This window comes from Nocardia coubleae NBRC 108252, assembly GCF_001612805.1.
GTDB lineage: Bacteria > Actinomycetota > Actinomycetes > Mycobacteriales > Mycobacteriaceae > Nocardia > Nocardia coubleae.
This window is the reverse complement of the sequence record NZ_BDBD01000020.1, coordinates 1-24,493: the sequence shown is the minus strand read 5'-3', so window position 1 is coordinate 24,493 and position 24,493 is coordinate 1. Positions and strand designations below refer to the sequence as shown.

General features: G+C 68.6%; 22 protein-coding genes. 12 read left to right on the top strand and 10 right to left on the bottom strand.

Annotated elements, in window-relative coordinates; translation table 11 throughout:
* The first annotated feature begins 169 nt into the window (after window positions 1–169).
* From clpB to NCO8_RS22590, 7 genes are all read left to right on the top strand, one after another.
* A complete protein-coding gene (gene clpB / locus NCO8_RS22620) occupies window positions 170–2,743 on the top strand; it encodes an ATP-dependent chaperone ClpB (RefSeq protein WP_067642149.1) in 2,574 nt (857 codons plus the stop codon).
* A gap of 61 nt (window positions 2,744–2,804) precedes the next feature.
* Window positions 2,805–3,596, top strand: a complete 792-nt coding sequence (locus tag NCO8_RS22615; protein ID WP_067642148.1) for a DUF5666 domain-containing protein — start codon at window positions 2,805–2,807, stop codon at window positions 3,594–3,596.
* Between the two features lie 68 nt (window positions 3,597–3,664).
* Entirely contained in the window at window positions 3,665–4,798 is a 1,134-nt protein-coding gene (locus NCO8_RS22610) for a TtfA family protein (protein WP_245655463.1), read from the top strand.
* Between the two features lie 48 nt (window positions 4,799–4,846).
* On the top strand, window positions 4,847–5,653 hold the full coding sequence (locus NCO8_RS22605) for an SDR family NAD(P)-dependent oxidoreductase (RefSeq protein ID WP_067642146.1): 807 nt from the start codon (window positions 4,847–4,849) through the stop codon (window positions 5,651–5,653).
* Between the two features lie 76 nt (window positions 5,654–5,729).
* A complete protein-coding gene (gene pyrE / locus NCO8_RS22600; RefSeq protein ID WP_067484319.1) occupies window positions 5,730–6,293 on the top strand; it encodes an orotate phosphoribosyltransferase in 564 nt (187 codons plus the stop codon).
* A gap of 67 nt (window positions 6,294–6,360) precedes the next feature.
* The gene (locus NCO8_RS22595) at window positions 6,361–7,419 is read left to right on the top strand and encodes a beta-ketoacyl-ACP synthase 3 (RefSeq protein ID WP_067484322.1); all 1,059 of its coding nucleotides are present in this window, start codon (window positions 6,361–6,363) and stop codon (window positions 7,417–7,419) included.
* Window positions 7,420–7,421: 2 nt separating this feature from the next.
* Window positions 7,422–8,159, top strand: a complete 738-nt coding sequence (locus tag NCO8_RS22590; RefSeq protein WP_067642145.1) for a lysoplasmalogenase — start codon at window positions 7,422–7,424, stop codon at window positions 8,157–8,159.
* On the opposite strand, the gene NCO8_RS22585 is transcribed toward NCO8_RS22590, so the two are convergent.
* Together NCO8_RS22585 and fbaA are read right to left on the bottom strand one after the other, a co-directional pair.
* On the bottom strand, window positions 8,113–9,231 hold the full coding sequence (locus NCO8_RS22585; RefSeq protein ID WP_067642144.1) for a BTAD domain-containing putative transcriptional regulator: 1,119 nt from the start codon (window positions 9,229–9,231) through the stop codon (window positions 8,113–8,115). The two genes, NCO8_RS22590 and NCO8_RS22585, sit on opposite strands and share 47 nt — an antisense overlap.
* Before the next feature lie 31 nt (window positions 9,232–9,262).
* Window positions 9,263–10,300: a class II fructose-bisphosphate aldolase gene (gene fbaA, locus NCO8_RS22580; protein WP_067484330.1), complete on the bottom strand. Its 1,038-nt coding sequence runs from the start codon at window positions 10,298–10,300 to the stop codon at window positions 9,263–9,265.
* A gap of 172 nt (window positions 10,301–10,472) precedes the next feature.
* Between fbaA and NCO8_RS22575 the strand changes: the two genes are divergently transcribed.
* Together NCO8_RS22575 and NCO8_RS22570 are read left to right on the top strand one after the other, a co-directional pair.
* The gene (locus NCO8_RS22575) at window positions 10,473–11,174 is read left to right on the top strand and encodes a DedA family protein (protein ID WP_371851925.1); all 702 of its coding nucleotides are present in this window, start codon (window positions 10,473–10,475) and stop codon (window positions 11,172–11,174) included.
* 5 nt (window positions 11,175–11,179) lie between these two features.
* Complete coding sequence (locus NCO8_RS22570; RefSeq protein ID WP_067484333.1) at window positions 11,180–11,869, top strand: DedA family protein; 690 nt, start codon at window positions 11,180–11,182, stop codon at window positions 11,867–11,869.
* Here NCO8_RS22570 and NCO8_RS22565 read toward each other — a convergent pair.
* The 6 genes from NCO8_RS22565 to NCO8_RS22540 form a co-directional block, all read right to left on the bottom strand.
* Window positions 11,866–12,954, bottom strand: coding sequence for a glycoside hydrolase family 76 protein (locus tag NCO8_RS22565; protein ID WP_067642143.1), 1,089 nt, complete (start codon window positions 12,952–12,954; stop codon window positions 11,866–11,868). The genes NCO8_RS22570 and NCO8_RS22565 overlap by 4 nt on opposite strands.
* Window positions 12,955–13,135: 181 nt before the next feature.
* Entirely contained in the window at window positions 13,136–13,816 is a 681-nt protein-coding gene (locus NCO8_RS22560; protein ID WP_245655462.1) for a TrmH family RNA methyltransferase, read from the bottom strand.
* 15 nt (window positions 13,817–13,831) lie between these two features.
* A complete protein-coding gene (locus NCO8_RS22555; protein WP_067642141.1) occupies window positions 13,832–14,143 on the bottom strand; it encodes a DUF4190 domain-containing protein in 312 nt (103 codons plus the stop codon).
* A gap of 22 nt (window positions 14,144–14,165) precedes the next feature.
* Window positions 14,166–15,122, bottom strand: a complete 957-nt coding sequence (locus NCO8_RS22550; protein ID WP_067642140.1) for an alpha/beta fold hydrolase — start codon at window positions 15,120–15,122, stop codon at window positions 14,166–14,168.
* 91 nt (window positions 15,123–15,213) lie between these two features.
* The gene (locus NCO8_RS22545) at window positions 15,214–16,266 is read right to left on the bottom strand and encodes a fused (3R)-hydroxyacyl-ACP dehydratase subunits HadA/HadB (RefSeq protein WP_067642139.1); all 1,053 of its coding nucleotides are present in this window, start codon (window positions 16,264–16,266) and stop codon (window positions 15,214–15,216) included.
* A 97-nt stretch (window positions 16,267–16,363) separates the two neighbouring features.
* A complete protein-coding gene (locus NCO8_RS22540) occupies window positions 16,364–16,870 on the bottom strand; it encodes an Rv0361 family membrane protein (RefSeq protein ID WP_067642138.1) in 507 nt (168 codons plus the stop codon).
* 2,976 nt (window positions 16,871–19,846) lie between these two features.
* On the opposite strand from NCO8_RS22540, the gene NCO8_RS22535 reads away from it, so the two are divergent.
* Together NCO8_RS22535 and NCO8_RS22530 are read left to right on the top strand one after the other, a co-directional pair.
* Entirely contained in the window at window positions 19,847–20,281 is a 435-nt protein-coding gene (locus NCO8_RS22535; protein WP_067642176.1) for a DUF3151 domain-containing protein, read from the top strand.
* 67 nt (window positions 20,282–20,348) lie between these two features.
* A complete protein-coding gene (locus tag NCO8_RS22530) occupies window positions 20,349–21,458 on the top strand; it encodes an FUSC family protein (protein ID WP_067642175.1) in 1,110 nt (369 codons plus the stop codon).
* Between the two features lie 9 nt (window positions 21,459–21,467).
* On the opposite strand, the gene NCO8_RS22525 is transcribed toward NCO8_RS22530, so the two are convergent.
* Both NCO8_RS22525 and NCO8_RS22520 read right to left on the bottom strand, forming a co-directional pair.
* Entirely contained in the window at window positions 21,468–22,244 is a 777-nt protein-coding gene (locus tag NCO8_RS22525; RefSeq protein ID WP_067642137.1) for a site-2 protease family protein, read from the bottom strand.
* Window positions 22,241–22,900 (bottom strand): hypothetical protein, encoded by a 660-nt coding sequence (locus NCO8_RS22520; RefSeq protein WP_245655461.1) that lies wholly within the window; start codon window positions 22,898–22,900, stop codon window positions 22,241–22,243. Before NCO8_RS22520 ends, NCO8_RS22525 begins: the two co-directional genes overlap by 4 nt.
* A 230-nt stretch (window positions 22,901–23,130) precedes the next feature.
* Between NCO8_RS22520 and NCO8_RS22515 the strand changes: the two genes are divergently transcribed.
* A complete protein-coding gene (locus tag NCO8_RS22515) occupies window positions 23,131–24,420 on the top strand; it encodes an adenylosuccinate synthase (protein WP_067484365.1) in 1,290 nt (429 codons plus the stop codon).
* The last annotated feature ends 73 nt before the right edge of the window (window positions 24,421–24,493 follow it).

The window sequence follows — 24,493 nt, the reverse complement described above, 5'->3', positions numbered from 1 at the left end:
CGTATCGGGGGTGATCCAGGCACCGCAATCCTAGGCTGAGGGGGCTCCGACATGCGGCGTAGCGTGAGGCGGCGTGGCGAACCGGCGAGAAAAAGATTAAGTTGAGCGGAACAGACTCAACTTTGCCGACGTTGAACAAGTCGATACCGGAATTACCCCGAGGAGACCAGTGGACTCGTTCAATCCCACCACCAAGACCCAGGCGGCCCTGACGGCCGCCCTGCAGGCCGCGTCGGCGGCGGGCAACCCGGAGATCCGTCCGGCGCACTTGCTGGTGGCGTTGCTGGATCAGACCGATGGCATCGCCGCCCCGCTGCTCAAGGCCATCGGTGTCGACCCCGCGACCGTCGAACGGGAAGCGGGCGACCTCGTCGACCGGCTGCCGCGCGCCACCGGCGCCACGACCACCCCTCAGCTCGGCCGCGAGGCGCTGGCCGCGATCACCGCCGCGCAAAGACTGGCCACCGAACTCGGCGACGAATATGTCTCCACCGAGAACCTGCTGGTCGGCCTGGCCGACGGCAGCGGCGAGGTCGCCGAGCTGCTGCGCAGGCACGGCGCCACCCCCGAGGCGTTGCGTGACGCCTTCACCACGGTGCGCGGCAGTGCGCGGGTCACCAATCCCGACCCCGAAGCCTCCTACCAGGCACTCGAGAAGTACTCGACCGACCTCACCGAGGCCGCCCGCACCGGCAAGCTCGACCCGGTGATCGGCCGCGACACCGAGATCCGCCGTGTGGTGCAGGTACTTTCGCGGCGCACCAAGAACAACCCGGTGCTCATCGGTGAACCGGGCGTCGGCAAGACCGCCATCGTCGAGGGCCTCGCCAAGCGCATCGTCGACGGTGACGTGCCGGAGTCGTTGCGCGGCAAGAAGGTCATCTCGCTCGACCTCGGCGCGATGGTCGCGGGCGCGAAGTATCGCGGCGAGTTCGAGGAGCGGCTCAAGGCCGTGCTCGACGACATCAAGAACAGCGCGGGCGAGATCATCACCTTCATCGACGAGCTGCACACCATCGTCGGCGCGGGCAGCACCGGCGACTCGTCGATGGACGCGGGCAACATGATCAAACCGCTGCTCGCGCGCGGTGAGCTGCGCTTGGTCGGCGCGACGACGCTCGACGAGTACCGCAAGTACATCGAGAAGGACGCCGCACTGGAACGCCGCTTCCAGCAGGTGCTGGTCGGCGAGCCGACGGTGGCCGACACCATCGGCATCCTGCGCGGCATCAAGGAACGCTACGAGGTGCACCACGGTGTGCGGATCACCGACTCCGCGCTGGTGGCGGCCGCGACGCTGTCGGACCGCTACATCACCTCCCGCTTCCTGCCGGACAAGGCGATCGACCTGATCGACGAGTCGGCGTCGCGGCTGCGCATGGAAATCGACTCGCGCCCGGTCGAAATCGACGAGGTGGAGCGCGCGGTGCGGCGCCTCGAGATCGAGGAGGTCGCGCTCGAGAAGGAAACCGACGAGGCGTCCAAGCAGCGCCTGGAGAAACTGCGCCAGGAGCTCGCCGACGACCGCGAGAAGCTCAACCAGCTCACCACCCGCTGGCAGAACGAGAAGAACGCCATCGACTCGGTGCGCGGGCTCAAGGAGGAGCTCGAGCGCCTGCGTGGCGAATCCGAACGCGCCGAACGCGACGGTGATCTCGGCAAGGCCGCCGAGCTGCGCTACGGCCGCATCCCGGCGCTGGAGAAGCAGCTGGCCGCGGCCGAAGAGGCCAGCGGTGCCGCCGCGAGCGGTGAGGTGATGCTCAACGAGGAGGTCACTCCGGACGACATCGCCGATGTGGTGTCGTCGTGGACCGGTGTGCCGGTGGGGCGGATGCTCGAGGGTGAGACCGCCAAGCTGCTGCGCATGGAGACCGAGCTCGCCGGGCGGGTCGTCGGGCAGCAGGAGGCTGTGCAGGCGGTGTCCGACGCGGTGCGCCGCTCGCGTGCGGGGGTGGCCGACCCGAACCGGCCGACGGGCTCGTTCATGTTCGTCGGGCCGACCGGTGTCGGTAAGACCGAGCTGGCCAAGTCGCTGGCGGAGTTCCTGTTCGCCGACGAACGCGCCATGGTCCGCATCGATATGAGCGAGTACAGCGAGAAGCACTCGGTGGCTCGCCTGGTCGGTGCGCCGCCCGGTTACGTCGGGTACGACCAGGGTGGTCAGCTCACCGAAGCGGTGCGCAGGCGGCCGTATTCGGTGGTGCTGTTCGACGAGATCGAGAAGGCACACCCGGACGTGTTCGACATCCTGCTGCAGGTGCTCGACGAGGGCAGGCTCACCGACAGCCAGGGCCGCACGGTCGATTTCCGCAACACCATCCTCATCCTCACCTCCAACCTGGGTGCCGGTGGCACCAAGGACCAGGTGATGGACGCGGTGCGCCGAGCGTTCAAGCCGGAGTTCCTCAACCGGCTCGACGACGTGGTGATGTTCCACGCGCTCGACGCGAAACAGCTGGAGTCGATCGTCGACATCAACCTGCGTCAGCTGCAGAAGCGGTTGTCGCAGCGCAGGCTCACCCTCGATGTCACCGAGGAGGCCAAGCAGTGGCTCGCGGTGCGCGGTTACGACCCCGCCTACGGCGCGCGCCCGCTGCGCAGGCTGATCCAGCAGGCCATCGGCGACAGCCTGGCCAAGGAACTGCTCTCCGGCACGGTCACCGATGGCGACACGGTGTCGGTGAGTGTGGACGACGCCGCCGACAAGCTGGTCGTCGGACGCGAAGTTGTCCACAGTTCATGATTTATCCACAGCCCGGTGCGTAGGACCCTCTCTACGCGCCGGGCTGACCTACGCTGGGGACATGACGAATCCGAACGATCCGTGGGGACAACGCCCGGAGGATTCGCCGACGGAACGGCTGGGTTCGCCAGGGAACGAAACCACACGGCCGTACGGCGGTGGGTTCGACGAGTGGGGACAACCGTCGAACCCCACCCAGGCACTACCGCCGCACGACGCTCAATGGGGACCGTATGAAAGTGGTTATCCCGCAGAGCAACCCGCGCCCCAACCGGCCTACGGGCAGGGATACCCGCCCGCCCCGCCGCCGGGCTACGGGCCGCAACAGCAGCCCGAATATCCACCGCGCCCACAGGACGGCGACCAGGAACCGCCCAAGAAGCACACCGGACTGTGGATCGCGCTCGGCCTGGCCGTCGTGGCGCTCATCGCCTTCGGCGGCATCCTGGCCGGTCTGATGCTCACCGGTGGCGACGGTTCCGACAACGACACCGCCGCCGCACCACCCACCACCCAGACCCTGCAACCACCGACCAGGCAAACCACGCCGACCGCGCCGCCGAGCGCGAGCGGCCTGCCCGGCTTACCCGGCCTCGGTGGCACCGAAGACCTCGGCGCCACCATGGGCAGCATCACCGCCAACACCGGCTCCGAGATCACCATGAGCACCCTCGGCGGGTCGAGTGTGCGGGTGCTGATCGACGAGGCCACGCAGGTGATCTCGCTGACCACCACCAAGGCGAGCGAACTTCCGGTGGGTGACATGGTTATGGTGCAGGGCGACAAGAACCCAGACGGGTCGATCCGCGCCAAGATCATCATCAGCACGGCGCTCCCGAGCGGCCCCCGATGAGCGACCCGCGCGTCGAATCCCCGGTGCTACCGGGCAATCACGGCGACGGCTGGATAGGCTAGGCGACGATGACGGCTATGTGGTTCGGCTTGGCGGCGATCGCACTCGTTGGTGCGGTCGTACTGCTGTATTTCGATCGGGTCCAGCGACAGCGCACCGGACACGCCCGCCAGGTGTGGGCGAAGTCCCAGGGCTATACCTATGTGTCGGTGGAGCCCGCCCTCGCCTCGACATGGCGGCGCGGCGCGCTGACCAAGCTCGGGTACCTGTCCGCGGTCGACGTGGTCTCCGGCATCCGTAAGGGCGAGAAGTTCGTGCTCTTCGACCTGGAAGACGCCGCAACCCTGGTGGCCGTGCGCCGCCAGATCGGGTCCGAGATCGATGTCGACATGCGGCTCAAGACCGCGTCGCCGCCCAAGGACCACGATCTGGAACTGCTCGGCGCCATCGGCGACCGGGTCGTGTTCGCCACCGACCCCGAGATCGCCCGGCACGCCGTCGACCAGCGGATGGTCGGCTTCATCGAATCCCTGTCCGACACCGTGCAGATGCTGTGGAGCGAGGGCAACTGGACCCTCGGCATGCTCCCGGTCGGCAGCGGATCCAAGGACTGGGAGACCGCGATCGACGCCGTGCTCCGCCTGTCGGGTCTGCTGCATGTGCTGCCGCCGGTGGCCGAGCCGAACGAATACACCCGTCCCCGTTCGGGAATCGGCGAACCGTCGCCCGATGGTTTCCGCGACGAGTACGACGACGACTACGCTCCGGCCGCCCGCGTGCCCGATACCGACGGCCGCGCCCGCTTCCCCGGTCCCGACGACGAAACCGATGTCGACGACCACTACGGCCGCGCCGCCGAACCGCTGTTCCCCGCGCGCCCCGCCCAGGCACCCGACGACGACTACGACCGTCTGCCGCCGCGCAAACCCGCCTTCGCGGCCGACCCGGATTTCGATCCCGACCTCGACGACCCGGATTTCGAGGACCAGCCCGCACCCGGCCGCCGCCCGCTCGGCGAACCGCCGAAGCGCCCGTCGCTCGCCGTCGTCCCGGAACCGCGCCCGCGCGTGGAGCCGCCGCGTCCGCGCACGGAGGAACCGCGTCCGCGCGGAGAAGAAGAGCGCGCCGACGACGATTCCGACCAGCCCGGCGGCCCCTTCCACCCCGGCTTCCGCCCCTACCAGGGCCCCGTCCCGAAGTGATCCCGATGCCGTGACACGGCATCACCCGTCGACCCGAATCGACCAGCTATGACCGATATCCCCGCGCGCCTGCCCGGTGCGTCCCGACCCGTCGCCCTGATCACCGGCCCCACCTCCGGCATCGGCCTCGGCTTCGCCCACCGCCTCGCCGCGCTCGGCTACGACCTGGTGCTCGTCGCCAGGAACGAGGTGCGGTTGCGTGGCCTGGCCGACGAACTCGGCCGCCGGTACGCCACCTCCGCCGAGGTCCTCGTCGCCGACCTGGCCGATGACGACGACCGCGCCCGCGTCGCCGAACGTGCCGAGGCCGGCCTCCAATTCCTGGTCAACAACGCCGGTTTCGCGCATTCGGGGGAGTTCTGGACCCTCGAGCCCGCCGAGCTGCAGGCCCAGCTCGATGTGAACGTCACCTCGGTCGTGCAGCTCACCAGGGCCGCGCTGCCCGCGATGATCGCGGCCGCGAACGGTTCGATCGTGAATGTGGCCAGCGTGGCGGGACTTGTTCCCGGCCGCGGGTCCACCTATTCGGCGTCGAAGGCTTACGTCGTCGCCTTCACCGAAGGTCTCGCGGGCGGGCTGTCGGGCACCGGTGTGCGCATCCAGGCCCTGTGCCCCGGCTTCGTGCACACCGAGTTCCACGAGCGAGCCGGCATCGAGATGAGTTCGCTGCCCAAGGCGCTGTGGCTCGAGGTGGATCAGGTGGTCGACGGCTGCCTGCACGACCTGGAAGCGGGCCGGGTCATCAGCGTTCCCGGCCTGCAGTACAAGGTCATCACCACGGTGGCGGGGATGGTTCCGCGCACCCTCATCACACGGCTCAATCGCGGCCTGTTCAACGCACGCGGTAGGACCTAGGGCATGGCGTGGGCCCCGGCGGCGGCAGCGTAGCGTAATCGCGCAGGGCCCACGCAGATGACCGAAAGGAAACCGCATGATCGACCAGGCACGTCAGGCGCTCACCGAAGCCGATCGCGACCAGTTGGCCGCGCTCGTGCGCGAGCTCGCGGTCGTGCACGGCAAGGTGACTCTGTCCTCGGGCAAGGAGGCCGACTACTACGTCGACCTGCGCCGCGCGACGCTGCACCACCAGGCCGCCCCGCTGATCGGGTCGCTGCTGCGTGAGCTGGTCGCCGACTGGGACTTCGACGCCGTCGGCGGGCTCACCATGGGCGCCGATCCCGTCGCGATGGCCGTCATGCACGCGCCCGGTCGCCCGATCGATGCCTTCGTCGTCCGCAAGGCCGCCAAGGCCCACGGCATGCAGCGCCAGATCGAAGGCCCCAATGTCGTCGGCAAGCGCGTGCTGGTGGTCGAGGACACCACAACCACCGGCAATTCGCCGCTCACCGCCGTGCGCGCGCTGCGTGACGCGGGCGCCATCGTGGTTGGTGTAGCCACCGTCGTGGACCGCGAAACCGGTGCTGACCAGGTGATCGCCGCCGAGGGGCTGGAATACCGGTCCATCCTCGGTCTCGACGACTTGGCTCTGAGTTAGCCTGAACGTCAGAAAACTCGGACGGCGACGAAGCCGTCCGGCAGTGAGAAGGACGTGTGAGTCACCCGTGGTGAGCATTGCAATCAACAAAGGTCGCGACAATGTCGCGATGCTCGGGATCGGTGCGTACCGCCCGCAGCGCATCGTCAGCAATGCCGAGGTGTGTGAGGTTCTCGACTCGACGCCAGACTGGATCTACGAACGCACCGGCATCCACAACCGGCGCTGGATCAGCGGTGACGAGACCATCCGCTCGATCGCGGCGGCCGCGGGCGAGCGCGCGCTGAAGAACAGCCCGGTCGACCGCGCCAAGATCGGCGCGGTCCTGCTGTGCACCTCGAGCTGGCTCAAGCTCACCCCGCACGGTGCGCCGTCGGTGGCCTACGACCTCGGCCTCAACGGTGTCGCCGCGTTCGACCTCACCTCCGGCTGCGGCGGTTTCGGCTACGGCCTCGGCGTCGCCGCCGACCTGATCCGCGCCGGTTCGGCCGAATACGTGCTGGTGATCGGCGCCGAGACCATGACCGTCGGTCTCGACCCGACCGACCGCGGCACCGCGATGATCTTCGGTGACGGCGCGGGCGCCGTCGTCGTCGGCCCGGCCGAGGAGAACGGCATCTCGCCGACGGTGTGGGGCAGCGACGGCGAGAACGCCGAGGCCATTGCCCAGGACGTCGACTTCCTCGCCTACATGAACAAGGCCCAGGCCATGCAGGGCACCGATCCCGAGGTGGAGCCGATCGGCCGGATGTCGCTGCACATGGAGGGCCCCAAGGTCTTCCGGTGGGCCGCGGTCACCCTGCCGCGCGCCCTGTCGGCGGCGCTCGACGCCTCCGGTGTGGCCAAGGAGGACATCGAGGTGTTCATCCCGCACCAGGCCAATGCCCGCATCAACGAGCTGATGAAGAAGAACCTCGGCCTCGCCGAGAACATCCCGATGGCCAACGACATCGAGAACACCGGCAACACCTCGGCCGCCTCGATCCCGCTGGCCATGGAGGAGATGCTGGTGACCGGCAAGGCCAAGGGCGGTCAGCTGGCGCTGCTGCTCGGCTTCGGCGCGGGACTGAGCTACGCGGGCCAGGTCGTCACCCTGCCGCCCGCCCCGAAGGAACCGAGCTTCTGACGATGCGTCCGTTGCGAGCGGGCTATCTCGCGGCGGCGGCGGTCACCGTTTTCGGTGCCGTCACCGGCCGCGAACGCCTGCAATGGGTGGCCAAGCCGCTGCTGATGCCGTTGCTCGCGGCCGACGCGGTGACCGGCGGCGCCGTTGACCCGGCCGAGCGCCGGATCCTGCTCGGCTCGCTGGCCGCCGCCACCGTGGGCGACGTCCTGCTCATCGACCCGGACGACGACCGCCGTCTCATCGCGGGCGCGTCGTCGTTCGCGGTGATGCAGACGGGCTACTCGCTGCTGTGGTGGCAGCGTGGGGCCCGCCCCCGTCCCGAGATCGCCGTGCCGCGTCTGCTCGCCTGGGCGGGCGCGGCCGCGCTGCTCCGCGCCAAGGCGCCTGCCCTGGCTCTGCCGCTCACCGCGTACGGCGCGACTCTCGGAACCGCCGCGACCCTCGCGTCGGATCCTGCCCTGGCCCCCGACGCGAAAAACATTGCCGGGCTGAACATTCCGAACGAGGACCCGCGTAGTCGCTACGGCTTGGGCGCGCTGCTGTTCACCGTCTCCGACGGCCTGATCGTCCTGCGCCGCCTCTTCGCGAAGTCCGAAAGATCACGCCGCCTCACCGAGGGCGTCATTCTCGCGACTTATGCGGCGGCCCAGTACCACCTCACCGTCGCACCGCCGACAGCCGCCGACCCGCTGGTCAGCTCACCGCCAGGAACGTCAGGACGGTCGCACCGATCCGGATGATGTCCCCATCGCCCAGCAAAGCCCCACTGTCGATGGGCAATTCGTTCACATAGACACCGTTGGCCGAATGCAGATCTTTGATCAGCAGACCGGCGCGGCTGGGCATGATGTGGGCGTGGTAGCGGCTCGCCTTGGGGTCGTCGAGGACCAGTTCGTTGTCGGTCATGCGCCCGATTCGCAAGCCGCCGTGCGGAATCGGGATGGTGCGGCCGTCGGCGAAGCGGAGGTTGCCGTTGCGGATCGAGCGCGGCACCTCGGTGACGGTCTCCGTCATCGCCGCCGCGACCTGCTCGGATCGCTTGAAGGCCTGCACATTCAGCGGTTCCTGGCGAAGAACACGCTGCTCGAGTTCGATCAGCGCCGCGCCCGGATCGATGCCGAGTTCCTCGGCGAGGACGGTACGCACCCGGCGGCACGCCTCGAGCGCGTCGGCCTGACGACCGGACAGGTACAGCGCGGTGATGAGCTGACCCCACAGCGGTTCACGCAGCGGATTCTCGTTGGTCATGGTGACCAACTCGCCGATCACCGAAGACGAACGCCCACAGGCGATTTCGGCATCGATGCGGGCCGAGGCGGCGAGCAGCCGCTCCTCGTTCATCGCGGTGGCGAACCCGTCGGCGAACTGCAGGCCGGCCAGATCGGCCAGGGCACGCCCCGACCACTCCCGCAGCGCCGCGCCGAACAGGTTGGCCGCACCGGGATGGTCACCGGCGTCGAGGCAGCGCGAACCGGCCTCGCGCGCGTTCTCGAAACGGCCGAGATCGCACGCGGTGTCGGGGATTTCGAGCCGATACCCGGCGCCCTCGGTGCGCAGCACCTGTGCGGAATCGATCCCGGCGTTGCGCAGCGCCTTGCGGATATTGGAGACGAACACCTGCAGGCTCGCCGCGTACGAGTCGGGCGGATCCTCGTTCCACACCATCTCGGCGAGCACAGCCGACGACACCGCGCGCCGCCGGTTGACGGTGAGCGCGGCAAGCAGCGCGCGCGGCTTGGGCCCGCCGACCGCCACCGGCTCACCGCCGACGAGCAGTCGAACGGGCCCGAGCACACGGACATCAAGACTCATGAGCTCGGGCCCCGTTTGTTCGATACTTCGATCAGGAACCGCTGACGGAGCGACCGGCCGACTTGAGGTCGTTGCAGGCCTCGAGCACGCGCGCGGCCATCGAGGACTCGGCCTTCTTCAGGTAGCTGCGCGGGTCGTAGGTCTTCTTGTTGCCGACCTCGCCGTCGATCTTGAGCACACCGTCGTAGTTGGTGAACATGTGCCCGGCGACGGGACGGGTGAAGGCGTACTGGGTGTCGGTGTCGACGTTCATCTTCACCACGCCGTAGCGCAGGGAGTCCTCGATCTCCGACTTCAGTGAGCCCGAACCGCCGTGGAACACGAAGTCGAACGGCTGCGCGTCCGCACCAAGGCCCAGCTTGGCAGCGGCGACGCGCTGGCCCTCGGCCAGCACCTCCGGCTTGAGCACCACGTTGCCCGGCTTGTACACACCGTGCACGTTGCCGAAGGTGGCGGCGAGCAGGTACTTGCCGTTCTCGCCCGCGCCGAGCGCGTCGATGGTCTTCTCGAAGTCCTCGGGCGAGGTGTAGAGCTTGTCGTTGATCTCGGCCTCTACGCCGTCCTCTTCACCGCCGACGACGCCGATCTCGACCTCGAGGATGATGTTGGCGGCCTTCGAGAGCTTGAGCAGCTCCTTGGCGATCTCGAGGTTCTCGTCGATCGGGATGGCCGAGCCGTCCCACATATGCGACTGGAACAGCGGGTTCAGGCCGTTGTTCACGCGCTCCTGGGAGATGGCGAGCAGCGGACGCACGTAGGTGTCCAGCTTGTCCTTGGGGCAGTGGTCGGTGTGCAGCGCGATCGTCACATCGTACTTCGCGGCGACCACGTGCGCGAACTCGGCCAGCGCCACCGCGCCGGTGACCATGTCCTTCACACCCTGGCCCGAAGCGAACTCGGCGCCACCGGTGGAGAACTGGATGATGCCGTCGCTCCCGGCCTCCGCGAAGCCCTTGATGGCGGCGTTGATCGTCTCCGACGAAGTGCAGTTGATAGCCGGGAATGCGAACGAGTGCGCCTTGGCCCGGCCGAGCATCTCGGCGTAGACCTCCGGAGTCGCGATAGGCACAGCAGTGACCTCCGTCTGTGGGGAGCAAAAAACCAATTCTGTCAGGCCACACCCTAGGTTAGGAAGTGATCGATGAGTTCACCGGCTGGTTTCCGCCAGGTCGCCCACACCCATTCACTTCACAGCCACGACCGGTACTGTGGGGCCCGTGACTTTGCTGGCGGTTTCCGATGTGATGACGCACAACCTCGCGTTGACCCAGTTGCTGGACCCGATGTATCTGCTCCAGGACACGTGGCTGAAGAACGCGGTGCTACCCGCCATCCTGGCGATTGTCTTCATCGAGACCGGTCTGCTGTTCCCGTTGCTGCCCGGTGACTCGCTGCTGTTCACCGGTGGCATGCTGGCCGCGCAGGGCAGCCCGAACATCTGGGTGCTCGTCCCGCTGGTGATCGTGACCGCGTTCGCGGGCGACCAGTGCGCGTACTGGATCGGGCGAAAAATCGGGCCCGCGATCTTCCGCAAGGAGGACAGCCGCTTCTTCAAGAAGCAGTACGTCGTCGAGACCCACGAGTTCTTCGAGAAGCACGGCCCCAAGACGATCATCCTGGCCAGGTTCGTGCCGATCGTCCGCACGTTCATGCCGGTGCTCGCCGGTGTGTCGAAGATGAGCTACCGCAAGTACGTGGCGTTCGACATCGTCGGCGCCGTGCTGTGGGGCGGCGGCGTGACGATCATCGGTTACTTCCTCGGCAATGTGCCCTTCATTCGCGACCATGTGGAAGCGATCTTCCTGCTGATCGTGTTCGTCTCGATCCTGCCCGCCATCATCACAGTCGGTAAGAAGGTGCTCGCGCGCCGCGCTCTGCCCGTGGTGCCCGTGGTGCCCGCCGAGCCTGCCGAGCTGGCCGTCTCGACGAACAAGACGCTCTGATCGACGTGACAGCGGGACCATCCACCTACGCCGTCGGCAGCTTCGATCCGCTGGTCTCGGCCGGGCCCGCTGTGGTCTGCACGGTCGTGCTGGTGTTCGTGTTCCTGGAATGCGCGTTCATCATCGGGCTGTTCCTGCCCGGCGATTCGATGCTGATCACCGCGGGTATCGTGCTCGCCTCCCACGCCAACGGCGAAGCGCAGGTGTGGGGGCTGTCCGTCGGCACCATGCTGGCGGCGATCGCCGGGAACCAAGTGGGGTATCTGGTCGGCCAACGCACCGGCCATCGTGTGGTCGCGCGCAAGAACGGCCGCTATATCAATACCGAGAACCTGGCGAAGGTGACGCATCTGCTGGAACGGCACGGGTTCTTCGCGGTGATGATCGCCCGCTGGATCCCGTGGGTGCGCACGCTGTGCCCGATGGTCGCGGGCGCGGCCGGGATGGATCACCGCAAGTACACGATCGCCAGCACCATCGGTGCGATCATCTGGGCGCCGGTGCTGCTGCTCATCGGCTATTACGCGGGTGAGTTCCTCGAGCGGGTGTCGTGGTTGATGCCTGCGGTGATCGGCACCCTCGTCGTCGGCCTGATCATCGGCACGGTGATCGGCATCCGGCACTACCGTCAGGAAATGGCCAAGCCCGCCGAGGACTACGAAGTCGAGTGCGAGGCGAGCGTCGGCGAGCGCTAGAGGCCCGCGGCGCTCACCTGGTAGGCGGCTTCCATCAGCATCCAGCCCGACAGCTGCACCGACAGGTCGCGTTCGGGAACCACCGACGCGGTCACCGAACCGCCCGCGGTGAACTTGCCCGCGCCCGCCGAACCGCCCGGCAGGCGGGCCGGTTTGCTCCAGTCGTAGCCGAACAGCGGTTCGCCCTCCACCTCGAGGCGGTTGCTCCAGGCGGCGGTGGCCGAGGTCTTCACAATGGCCGCGGCGATGCGGCGCGCGGCCTCGGGGCGTTTGCCCTCGCCCGGCAGCATCAGCGCGACGACGGCCAGGTAGCGGGCGAGGATGCCGTTGAACAGGCCGCCGTCGCCGCCGCCGCCGCCGGAGATCACCAGCCGGTGGGTCATGTGGTCTTCCACCGCGTCGACCAGGTCGACGGCGCGGTCGATGTGCCGGTCGTCGTCGGTGTGTACCGCCAGCTCGGCCTCCAGGCCGAGCACCACCCCCTGGCAGTAGGTGAACGTGGGCCGTTCGATCTCGCCGGAGGGCAGATGGATGCCGTCGAGGACGAGACCGGTCTGCGGGTCGCGCAGGGTGTCGTGCAGCCAGTCGGCCATCTGCTGCGCGCGTTCGACCTGGCCCAGTCGCAACAGCGCGATGCCCGCGGGGCCGTTCGCCGGTGCGTTGTAGAAGTCGGATCGCACCCGCCACGGGATGCCGCCGCCGACCCCCGGGTTCCACGCGCTGTAGAGCTGCTGTTCCAGGGCGAGCAGACCGCCGCGCGCCGCGCTGAGTTCCTGGGTGCGTTCGGCGCGTTCGAGGGCGATGGCCAGCCAGGCCATGTCGTCGTAGTAGCGGTTGGTCCAGCCGGTGATGTTGCGCATGCGGTGCGAGCGCGCGATGGCGGCGATGCGCCTGCGCCGGGCCGGTGTCGGTACCCGGTTCGCGGCGTCGATCGCGCAGTCGAGCAGATGCGCCTGCCACCAGTAGTGCCAGCTGCCGAACAGGCGCTCGCGGCGGGTGGCAGGCCAGCCGACGACGCCCAATTCCGTTCCGGGACAACCCCACAGGGCGCGCAGGTGGCGCGAGATGATGGCCGACTCGGCCATGTCGGCACGTTCGGACCACAGCGCAGGGGTCGGTACGGATCCGGTATCAGTCGGCTGCGGGCGCCGGCCCCCACGCGAGGTCATGGGGTCCATGTTGCCAGGTCGGTGTGCATGCGGGGCAAGGAAATTGTGGTCTGTGGCGACCGGTGTGGCGTGGCAGACCTGATGTGACGCGCGGGATTCAGGTGATCGGCCAGGCCAGCGACAGATCCGCGTGCTGACGGATCCAGGTGTGCATGGCGATGCCCGCCGCGACCCCCGCGTTGATGCTGCGGGTCGAACCGAACTGCGAGATCGAAACCGTGAGGGCGGCAGCGTCTTTCGCGTCGTCGCTCACGCCGGGTCCCTCCTGGCCGAACAGCAGGAGGCAGTCGCGCGGCAACTGGGCGGTTTCGAGCGGCACCGAGCCGGGCACATTGTCGACGGCCACCACGGTGAGTCCTTCGCGGGCGGCGTAGTCGCGCAGCTCGGTCAGGTCGGTGTGGTGGACGAGGTGCTGGTAGCGGTCGGTGACCATGGCGCCGCGCCGGTTCCAGCGGCGCCGGCCGACGATGTGCACCGCGGCGGCGGCGAAGGCGTTGGCGGTGCGGACCACGGTCCCGATATTGGCGTCGTGACCGAAGTTCTCGATGGCCACGTGGAAGGGGAAGCGGCGGGCGTCGATGTCGGCGACGATCGCCTCACGCTTCCAGTAGCGGTAGGCGTCGACCACATTGCGGCGGTCGCCCTCGGCGAGCAGCACCGGGTCGTAGCGCTCGTCGGTGGGGACGGGCGTGCCGTACTCCTGCTCCCACGGGCCGAGACCGTGTGGATGTTCACCCCACTCGGTCGGTCCCGCGACGTCGGCCTCTGGTTCGATCACCCGCAGGATGCTAGCTCAGTAGGTGGATGTGTCCGCCGACGCACCGATCACCATGAGTACCACCGCGAGCACGAGGAACAGCAGCATGATGCCGAGCATCGCGGAGCCGATGATGCCCATGATGTAGCCCGCGTACACCTGCGAACGGCCGCCGATCGTGCCGTTGGACGCGTCGATCTCGGCCAGCGCCGACTTGGCCTTCAGCCAGGCGAACGGCGCGGTGAGACCGCAGAACGACACCCCGATCACCCCGAGCACCAGCACGAGGGTCGACTCCGGGTGGTCCGGCGGACGGTAGTAGCCCTGCGGCGGCAGCGGGTAACTCATAGGCCGCATGGTAGCCGGGGCATCAGCCCTGCTCGGTCATCATCGGGGGATCCGGCTCCGGGGTGGGCAGCGCGACGAGGGGGCTGCCCCGGCGCAGGGTGCGCTGCCAGCGCAGCGGATCGTAGGCGGCCGGTTCGGTTTCCTCGATGAACTGCCGGATGAGCGTCACGAAGCGGTCCGGATCGAAGTGGTGCGGGAAATGCCCTGCGCCGGTGAATATTTCGATGCGACTGCCGGGGAAGGCGCGATGCGCGCGGGTGGCGTGTCCGGAGGGGATGACTGTGTCGCGCGTGCCGCCGATGACCAGGGTGGGCAGGTGGGCGGCGAGATAGCCGCGATCGAGCATGGTGATGGTCTGCCCGCGCCGGTCGGCTGCCGCGCGGATGGTCCGGAGGAAGGCGTTGCGGGCGCCCGATTCGGCCAGGCCGCCGTAGAGGCGGAGCACGTATTCGGCGTCGGGTCCGAGGCCCAACCCGCCGACCGCCGTGACCAGCGGTATCACGGCACGCACCGCCGTGCGCACCGGCCAACTGGTGACGGCCATCAGCGCGGGACCGGCGCCCGCGATCGTGGCCAGCCGGAACGCCGGGTGCACGCCCGCGCCCATGCCGGCCGGGCACACCAGCGCGATCCGCTCCACCTTCTCCGGAAACTGGTAGGCGAACTGCATGGCGATACCGCCGCCGAGCGAGTGCCCGACCACGGTTGCCCGTTCGATGCCGAGCACGCTGAGCAGGTCGCGCATGCCGTTGGCATAGGCGGCCACCGCGTAATCGGCGCGCGGCTTCGCGGATTCACCGTGCCCGAGCAGGTCGGGTGCGATCACGGTGTGGTGCTCGGCGAGCGCGTCGAACACGGGCGCCCAGGTACCGGAGCTGTCGGTGATGCCGTGAATGAGCAGCACCGGCGGACCTGTCCCGGCCATCCGATACGCACGCCGATACCCGTGCACCTCGATGAACCGCACATTCCCGTTCATCAACGAAGCGTGCGCGCGGGGTGTTGCGGCACGACAACACGCAGGTAAGCGACATGTGACACCGCGTATCAGCTACGCGGTGCGGCTTCGGTCAGGTCAGGCGGATCTCCGCGGCGGCGCGGCCGAAGAGCTTGCGGCCCTCCGAGGTTCCGCTCAGCAGCACGGTCGCCGCGCGGCGGTCGGTATCGATCGACTTGATCTTGCCGGAGAACTGGATCTCGCCCGCCGCGGTCGGTGGGACCGGGACGAAACCGGAGAAACGCACGGCCAGCTTCTCGATAGCGGTCGGGTCGCCCAGCCAGTCCGTGAGGTACTGGGCGGCCAGGCCCATGGTGAGCAGGCCGTGGGCGACGACGGTCGGCAGGCCGGCCAGTTCGGCGGCGCGGTCGCTGAAGTGGATCGGGTTCGGGTCGCCCGAGACGCCCGCGTAGTTGGCGAGATCACCGCGGGTGACGCGCGCCGTGGCGACCGGCAGCTCCATACCCTTGGTCAGCGATTCGAACGCCGGGCCGGTGTGCACGGGCACGAACTCGCGCGGCGGCACGGCGGGCGCGGGACCGGTGCGGCGGATCAGCAGGTCGTCGGCGATGCCGGTGTCGCCGGGACGCGGGTGCATGCTGATGTTCTCGACGGCCTCGACGATATTGGGGTCGACCTCCACGCCGCGGCGCGCGACGATGGTCGTCGTTCCCTGTACCGCCACCTCGTCGTGCTGGTTCACCAGCTTGAACCCGACATTGACGAAGTCGTTGTCGGCGAACTGGCGGATCGACTCGATCTCGATCTCCGTGCGGATCCGGTCGCCTGCCAGCATCGGGTGGAAGATTTCGAAGACCTGGTCGGTCTGCAGCACCTGCGACAGGTCGTACTCGGTGAGTACGCCGTCGAGCAGGGCGCGGGTAGCGCTCATGCCGATCACCGAGGCGAAGGTCGGCGGCGCGATCACCGCGTCGTAGCCGAGCTTGCGGGCGTCGACTTCGTTCTGGTGCGCGAGGTGCGTGTTCTGCACCGCCCGGGCGAATTCGCGGATCTTCTCGCGCCCCACCTCGTAGTGATCGCGGAATCCGAAGCGCTGGCCCACCAGCGCCGCCTCCGGGACCACAGCATCGATGTCCGGCTGCGACGTTGTGTGTTCCGTGCTCATGATCCGAAAAATGATACTGGGTGCACAGTGCCCGATACCAGTTATGTGTGACCCGTCATAGCACCTCTGACCGGCGCTACGACAGGTCATCACCGGTTCAGGGTGCCGCCGTGGGGTCGCACACCTTCCAGCCGCCGTCGGTCTTCTGCAGGTCGAAGGTGCGTGCGGTGCGCTTGGACTCCGCCGCCGTGTACACCGTGGCCTCGGCCAGCGCCGTGTCGTCGGTGATCCGCACCGCGTCCACGCTGTCGACCACCGGAATGGAGCCCTGCTCGGTCGAGAGCTGATGCACGCCCTGGAACTGTTCGGTACTGATGCCCTGGTAGAAGTCGTGCAGCTGTCCACAGGTGGTGGACCGCAGGGTTTCGAGATCACCCTCACGCAGCGCGTCGGTGTACTCACCGATCACCGCCCGCACCTGCCCCTCCGGCGAATTGTCACCCGTCGTCATCAGCACGAAGCCCACGATCAACGCGACGACGAGCACCGCCGCACCCGCCGCCGCCAACACCAACCGCTTCGACCGACCCGCCCCGCCGGCGTTCGCCTGCTGCTGCGGTGCGGCGCCTTGCTGACCCGGCTCGATCCGCTGCGGAGGTGCCACCTGCCGCTGCCCATCCGCCAGGTGATGCGCGGGCCGCGTCGGCTGGATATCAGCAGGGGAAGGTGCCCCCGGCCCTTGGCCACGAGCGATACCCGCTCCTTGCGCACCATGCTGCGCCGACGGGCGCGTCTCCTCGATCCCCTGTCCCTGCGGTCCGCGAGGAGCTCCTGGCCCTTGCGGACCCTGGGGTGCAGACGGGCGGATCTCCTCGGCCCCTGGTTTTTGCAGTCCGCGCGGAGCTCCCGGACCTTGAGGTGCCGATGGCCGTGCGTCTTCGGCCCGCGGTCCTTGCGGCCCGCGAGACGATCCCGGTCCTTGCGGTCCTTGCGGTCCTTGCGGTCCGCGCGGACCTTGTGATGCGGATGGCCGTGTGTCTTCGACGCCGGCTCCCTGCGGTCCGCGTGGAGCGCCTGGCCCCTGGGGTCCTTGGGGTGCGGACGGCCGTCTGTCTTCGGCCCCGGCCCCGCGGCCACCCTGCGGTCCCGACGGGCGCGCGTCCTCGACACCGGGCCCCTGCGCTCCCTGCTGCCCTGCCTGCCTCGGCCCCGCAGGACCCCGCGGCGTGCTGGGCGGCGGCGTTACAGCCCGTCCACCGACAACCCGATCCGTCCCCCGCTGCACCGGAAAAGTGGTAGTAGGCGCATCCGCGGGATTGACCACGCGCATAGCAACGGTCTGATCCTCCGACCCGGATTCGCCCGTGCCGGAAGAACTCTCGCCCTTCTTCGACAACCCGCCGACCCCGGCAGCAGCCCCAGCCGCAGCGGCCGCAGCTCCAGTCACGCCGCCGCGAGTCCTATCGTCGCTCCCGCCCGCCTGGTCCTGCGCCCGGGAACTTCCGCCCTGCTGCCCGGAACTCGTGGAGAACTTCTCCGTCGCATCCGAGCCCTGCGAATCACCCTCACGCACAGCGGATTCAGAGCCAACAGGCCGAGGCTGGCCCGCATCGTTCCCGCCGGCTTCCGCTCCGCCGACACCACCTTGCCCGGTGTTCGCCCCGCCGACACCACCTCGACCGCTGTTCGCGCTGCCGGCACCAGCCTGTCCGGTGTTCGCGCCGCTCGCACCAGCTTGCGGGTCGTTCGCACTGCCGACGCCACCCTGGCCCTCGGAACGCGAATCCGCCCTGGCAGTCCCGAACCGCGCGGTTGCCGCGTCGGCGCCGCCCTGTTCACCGCGCGAATCATCCAGTGCGCCACGGAACTCGGCGTCTCGGACGCCCGCGCCGTTCTCGCTGCGCGTCTCTTCTCGCATACCACGGGCGTCAGGTGCTCCAGCCCGCTCACTCTCGCGTGCGGCCTGCTCCCTGCGCGAATCACCTTGTGTGCCTGGAGTATTCGCGATTATCGCTCGTTCGTCCGCATTTGGACCCTGCTCGCCACGCTGCTCATCAACCCCCGAGTGATCCACGGGCTCCGCGTCGCCTCGGCTCCCCGCCGAAACGCCGGCGTTTGCTGCGGAAGCATCACGGTTGGTGGACGCACCGGAGGATTCGATCGAATCGCTTGTGCCGGGACCGGATCCACGCGCGTCAGTGGGCGCACCCTGCTGCCCGGCGGTGGGACGATCACCCGGCTCCATCCCGACGGTCGGCACATCTGCCGCAGCCTGCTCGCCTCGATCGGCAGACGTCGACGGTCCGCGTCCGGGGATGCGCATCGCGGTAGTCGGCGCATCGGCCCCTCCGAGGCCTGCGGGATCAGGCTGTACCGGGGAATTGTCTTCGCCGCCAGTCGGTTCCCCGGGCAGTCCCTTCGACAACCCTGCCAACGGCGATCCGCCCGCCGCCGCTGCCGAGCCCTGCTTTCCGCCCGGCTCGCGTTCTTGCCCGGCAGCCGGGCCCTGCCCACTGCCACGTCCGACGGCCGCACCCGGCGCATTCGACGGCCGGTCACCACGCTGCTGCGATCCGGCTCCACGCTCCGCGCCGCCCCCACCACTACCGCCGCGAGTATCACCCTCGTCGCCACCGGGGTGGCCACCCTGATTAGGCCGATTCGCGGGCGCCCCGCCCGCAGAGCTCTGCTGACTCTCGACAACGCCTCCGGGGCGACCTCGACCGTCCTGTTCAACCGGAGGACGCTGTGCAGCAGGGCCATTCGTTGCCCGCGCGACCGGCGCCGCACGTCCTGGCGCCTGCTGCGGGCCGGGCCGACCTCCTTGTGGTGCGCCAGAAGCGTTGGGCCCGTTCGGCCCTGGCGCGTTCCCCGGTCGCCCGCCTGCAGCCCTGGGGTCACCGGACCCTGGTGCGCCCGATCGATCGTTCGGGGGCCCACTCGCTGGTCGCCCGACCGATCCAGCTCCGGGCCCGTTCACGGGACGCCCAGCCGCCCCGGACGCGCTTCCCGGACCGTTCGCCCCTGGAGCGCTACCGGGACCGTTGGCCCCCGGCGCATCGACCGGCCGCCCGGCGGCGCCGGGGTTGTTCGGACCACGGCCCGCCGCGCTGCCCGCTCCCGGCGGCATCGGATTCCCACCCTGGGGAGGACGATTTCCCGGACCGGCGGGACGCTGAGAACCGGGCCCCTGAGGACCACCCACCCGCGGCCCGGCCGGACCCTGCGGCGCACCAGGACCCTGCGGCGCACCGGTCCCACCGGCAGGTCTGAACCCGGGCCCGTAAGAACGTCCCGCACCCTGATCGCCCGGCAGCTCACTACGCCGGATGACAACAGTCTCCGAGGTCCCGGCGGTCGCGCGCTCCGGCTCGGTCACCGCGTGCGGCACCGATTTCGGCGCTTCGGAACCCGGGCGGGTCGACTCGTCGGGCGACGGGTCGGCGTCATGGTGTGTCCCGGCCGCACCGGGACCACGGTCCTCGGCTGCTGGGTTGTTCTCGTCGGTCGGGTCGGACACCTAGTACCCCTCGCTCAGGCTCGAACGTTGAACTCCCGCCCAGCCTAATGTGCGGCGCGCGGGGGAGTTCGTCGATCACCCGTGGCGGGGTGGGCGGGCGTGGCGGTGCACAATGAACCCATGACCTCCTTCGGTGACCTGCTCGGACCGCAGCCGGTCCTCCTCCCTGAACTGATCGACGCCGAAGACGCCATCGCGGCGGGCACCGACCCGGTGAAGGTCGCCGCCGATCATCCGGCCGCGTCGATCGCGTGGGCCCAGCTCGCCGAGGCGGCGCTCGAGCGCAGCAACGGCGAGGTCGATCACGACACCGTCGCCGCCTACGCCTTCGCCCGCACCGGCTACCACCGCGGCCTCGACCTGCTGCGCCGCAACGGCTGGAAGGGTTTCGGCCCGGTGCCGTGGTCGCACGAACCCAACCAGGGTTTCCTGCGCAGCGTCGGCGCGCTGGCCAGGGCCGCGCAGGTGATCGGTGAGACCGAGGAATACGCCCGCTGCCTCGACCTGCTCGAGGACTGCGACCCCAACGCCGCCACCGAACTCGGTCTCGACTAGCCGTTCGCAGGTGAGCGAGCACAGGCCGTTCGTCGAGGTCGCTACGCCCGTCGTAGCGGCCGCGAAGGTGAGTACGGTCGGCCGGTTCCGGCAATCGGTCGAGCGGTTGCGGCTGTCGGCGATCCCGATCATCCAGTGCGCGCTGGGGGCCGCGCTGGCCTGGTTCATCGCCCACGACGTGATCGGCCATATCGAGCCGTTCTTCGCCCCGACGGCGGCCGTGGTGTCGATCGGCATCTCGTTCGGCGCACGGATCCGCCGCTCGGTGGAGCTGGTTGTCGGTGTCGCGGTCGGCATCGGTATCGGTGACCTGTTCATCGCCCAGGTGGGCACCGGTGTGTGGCAGGTGGCGCTGGTCGTCGGCGGTGCGATGGCGGTGTCGGTGTTCCTCGACTCCGGGGCCATCATGACGATTCAGGCGGCGGGTTCGGCCGTGCTCGTCTCCACGTTGAACCAGGCTCCGGGCGCGGGTCCGTCCCGCATGATCGACGCGCTCGTCGGTGGCCTCGTCGGGGTGTTGATGGTGGCCGCCATCCCGCTGCATCCGGTTCGTCGCGCGCGTGAGCACGCCGCACAGGTGCTGGACGTGATGAGCAAATCCGTGACCGAGTGCGCCGACGGCCTGCTCGAGCAGAGTGCGGACAAGGTGCACGACGCGCTCACCGCCGTGCGCGCCACCCAGAGCCAGATCGACGGACTCCGCTCCGCGCTCGAGGGTGGCCGCGAGGTGAGCCGCATCTCCCCGCTGTACTGGAATTCGCGAAAACGCCTCGCCCGCATCCGGGCCACCGCCGACCCGCTCGACAACGCCGTGCGCAACACCCGCGTGCTGCTGCGCCGTTCGCTCACCCTCGTCCGCGACGACGAGGTGCTCGATCCGCGCCTGATCGACCTGCTCCGCCAGCTCGGCGGCGCCACCGACGTGGTGCGCAAGATGATGCTCGCCGACCCGGGCGAGCAACCCGACCAGGCCGAGGCGGCCCGCTGCCTGCGCAGCGTCGCCAAGAACGCGCGCCCGGAACTCGTTGTGGGCGCCGGCCTTTCAGCGCATGTGGTGTTCGCCCAGATCCGTTCGATCGTGGTCGACCTGATGGTGGTGTGCGGAATGCAACGCATTTCCGCGATCGCGCTACTCCCGCCGACCGTGCCGAATCCGTACGTCCCGCCGGAGGACTGACCCGGGCTGTCAGTACCAGAAGCGCGTCAACCGGCTACCGTTGCCCGCCCAATACTGCGGGATGCCGGAAATATCGAACAGTAAGTACACGGCCTCGAAGAACACCCGGCTGAGCGGGGTGAAAAAGATGACGGCGAAAAGAATCAACATGCCGTACGGCTTGAACTGGTCGAGCGAGCGCCGCGTCTGGTAGCTCAGCGACGGCTCGATGATCCCGTACCCGTCGAGGCCCGGCACCGGAAGGATGTTCAGCAGGAATGCTGTGAGTTGCAGGAATGCCAGGAAACTCAGCCCGAACCAGAAGGCGGCGTGTTCGGTGGACGAGCCCATCGCACGGATCACGATCAGCAGCACGATCGCGCACAGCAGATTCGAGAACGGGCCGACCGCGCTCACCAAACGCTGTATGCCCGAACGGAATCGGGTGGTGTCCAGGTAAACCGCGCCACCCGGCAGACCGATCCCGCCGAGCGCGATGAACAGCAACGGTAAGACGATCGACAACACCGGATGGCTGTATTTCAGCGGATTCAGCGTGAGATAACCACGCGCCTCCACATCGTGATCACCGGCCCGCCACGCCACATAGGCGTGCGCGAATTCGTGCAGGCACAAACTCACGATCCAGCCGAACACCACAAGCACGAACACGCCGACCTTGGCGCGCACCGAGGTCACGTCGGCGTCCCACGCCAGCGCGCCACCCAGCACGGTGACAGCCACGATCAGCAGAAAGACCGGACTCGGGCGCACCGCGCCCCGAGTGCTGGGAAAGGAGTAACTCATCGCACCAATAGCCAGGGTTGTTCGAAGCGGTAGAAGGTCGAGCGGGGGACGGTGCGTTCGGCGGTGATCCCGTCGCGGGTCACGACCGCACCCGGCGTACCCAGCTGGGCGGCGCGCCCGCCGACCCAGCCGCGTTTGCGCAGACCCTTGCGCACCCGCGCACGCACACCCGGCATCGCCATCGTCGGGGAGATCAGCATGGTCGTCACCGTGCCGGTGAACAGCAAGGTGTCGTCGACATAGGCCTCGCCCTCCAGCTTGGCGCCCTCGACGCCGGTGATACTCGCCCGGCCCACCAGCACCGTGCCCGTGTCGTCGCGGATCAGCGGCGTCTCGACGGCCCGGCCTTCCAGTGCGGTCTTGGCGGCCGCGTTGCCGGTGCCGGTCTGATAGACCCGCGAGGCATAAGTGGTCTCGACCGGCACGTAGCCGATCTCCACGTGCAGCCGTTCGGTGCGCATCAGATGGGTGAGCACGGACGCCAGGCCCGCGTCGTCGCCCAGCACGATCAAGCGGGGCAGGCTGTCGGCGGCCAGCACCGGCAGCAGCTCGTCGATCACCCCGACATCGGGTAACCGCTCGGTCTGCGTGGTGGGGAGTGAGGCGAGAGCGATCGGGACCGGCAGGTCACCACATCGGAGAACGTGGGTACTCAAACTGCGGTACACCCTCCTCGGTCGGGTCGACGGTGTGTCGCCCATGAGCGCGGCAATCCCCCTGCCGGCAAGTAACCGTAACCGATGATGGCACGCCCGCCGGGCGCGGGTCGGGGCGCTGGACAGGGCACGCGAGTGCCGTCGGCTAGACTGTGTCTCCGGCCACCGCCTCAGTACGGCAGGTAGCTGCAGTACAAGCGTGCTGCTGTCGATCTGTAGGAGACTCCGAAATGCCGGCTATCGTCCTCATCGGCGCCCAGTGGGGCGACGAGGGTAAGGGCAAAGCTACCGATCTGCTCGGTGAGCGGTTGCAGTGGGTAGTCCGTTATCAGGGCGGCAACAACGCCGGACATACGGTGGTGCTCCCCAACGGTGACAAGTTCGCGCTGCACCTGATCCCGTCCGGCATTCTCACCCCCGGTGTGAAGAACGTCATCGGCAACGGCGTCGTCGTCGATCCCGGTGTGCTGCTCGAGGAACTCGCCGGGCTCGAGGAGCGCGGTGTCGACACCTCCGGCCTGCTGCTCTCGGCCGACGCGCACCTGATCATGCCGTACCACGTGGCCATCGATAAGGTCACCGAACGCTTCCTCGGCAACCGCAAGATCGGCACCACCGGTCGCGGCATCGGCCCCTGCTACCAGGACAAGGTCGCCCGCGTCGGCGTGCGCGTCGCGGATGTGCTCGACGAGAAGATCCTCACCCAGAAGGTCGAGGCCGCACTGGAATTCAAGAACCAGGTGCTGGTGAAGATCTACAACCGCCGCGCTCTCGACCCGCAGCAGGTGGTGGACGAGGTGCTCGCGCAGGCCGAGTCGTTCAAGCACCGCATCTCCGACACCCGCCTCGAGCTGAACCTGGCGCTCGAGCGGGGCGAAACCGTGCTGCTGGAAGGCTCGCAGGGCACCCTGCTCGACGTCGACCACGGCACCTACCCGTTCGTCACCTCCTCGAACCCGACCGCGGGCGGTGCCGCGGTGGGTTCGGGCATCGGCCCGAACAAGATCGACACGGTGCTCGGCATCCTCAAGTGCTACACCACCCGCGTCGGCTCCGGTCCCTTCCCGACCGAACTGTTCGACAACTTCGGCGAGTTCCTCGCCAAGAACGGCGGCGAGGTGGGTGTCACCACCGGTCGCGCCCGCCGCTGTGGTTGGTTCGACGCCGTGATCAGCCGGTACGCCACCCGCGTCAACGGCGTCACCGACTACTTCCTCACCAAACTGGACGTGCTGTCCGGGCTGGACACGGTGCCGATCTGCGTGGCGTACGAGATCGATGGCGAGCGGGTCGAGCAGATGCCGACCACGCAGACCGAGTTCCACCACGCCAAGCCGATCTACGAGGAGATGCCGGGTTGGTGGGAGGACATCTCCGCCGCCCGCACGTTCGAGGATCTGCCGGCCAATGCGCAGGCGTATGTGCTTCGGCTGGAAGAGCTCTCGGGCGCGCGGATCTCGTGCATCGGCGTCGGGCCCGGCCGCGACCAGACGATCGTTCGGCACGACGTGCTGGCTTGAGTTCGGTTTGAAGGGTCCGGCGCCACTTCGGTGGTGCCGGGCCCTTTTTGTCTTGCGCCCAGACAGTATTGGG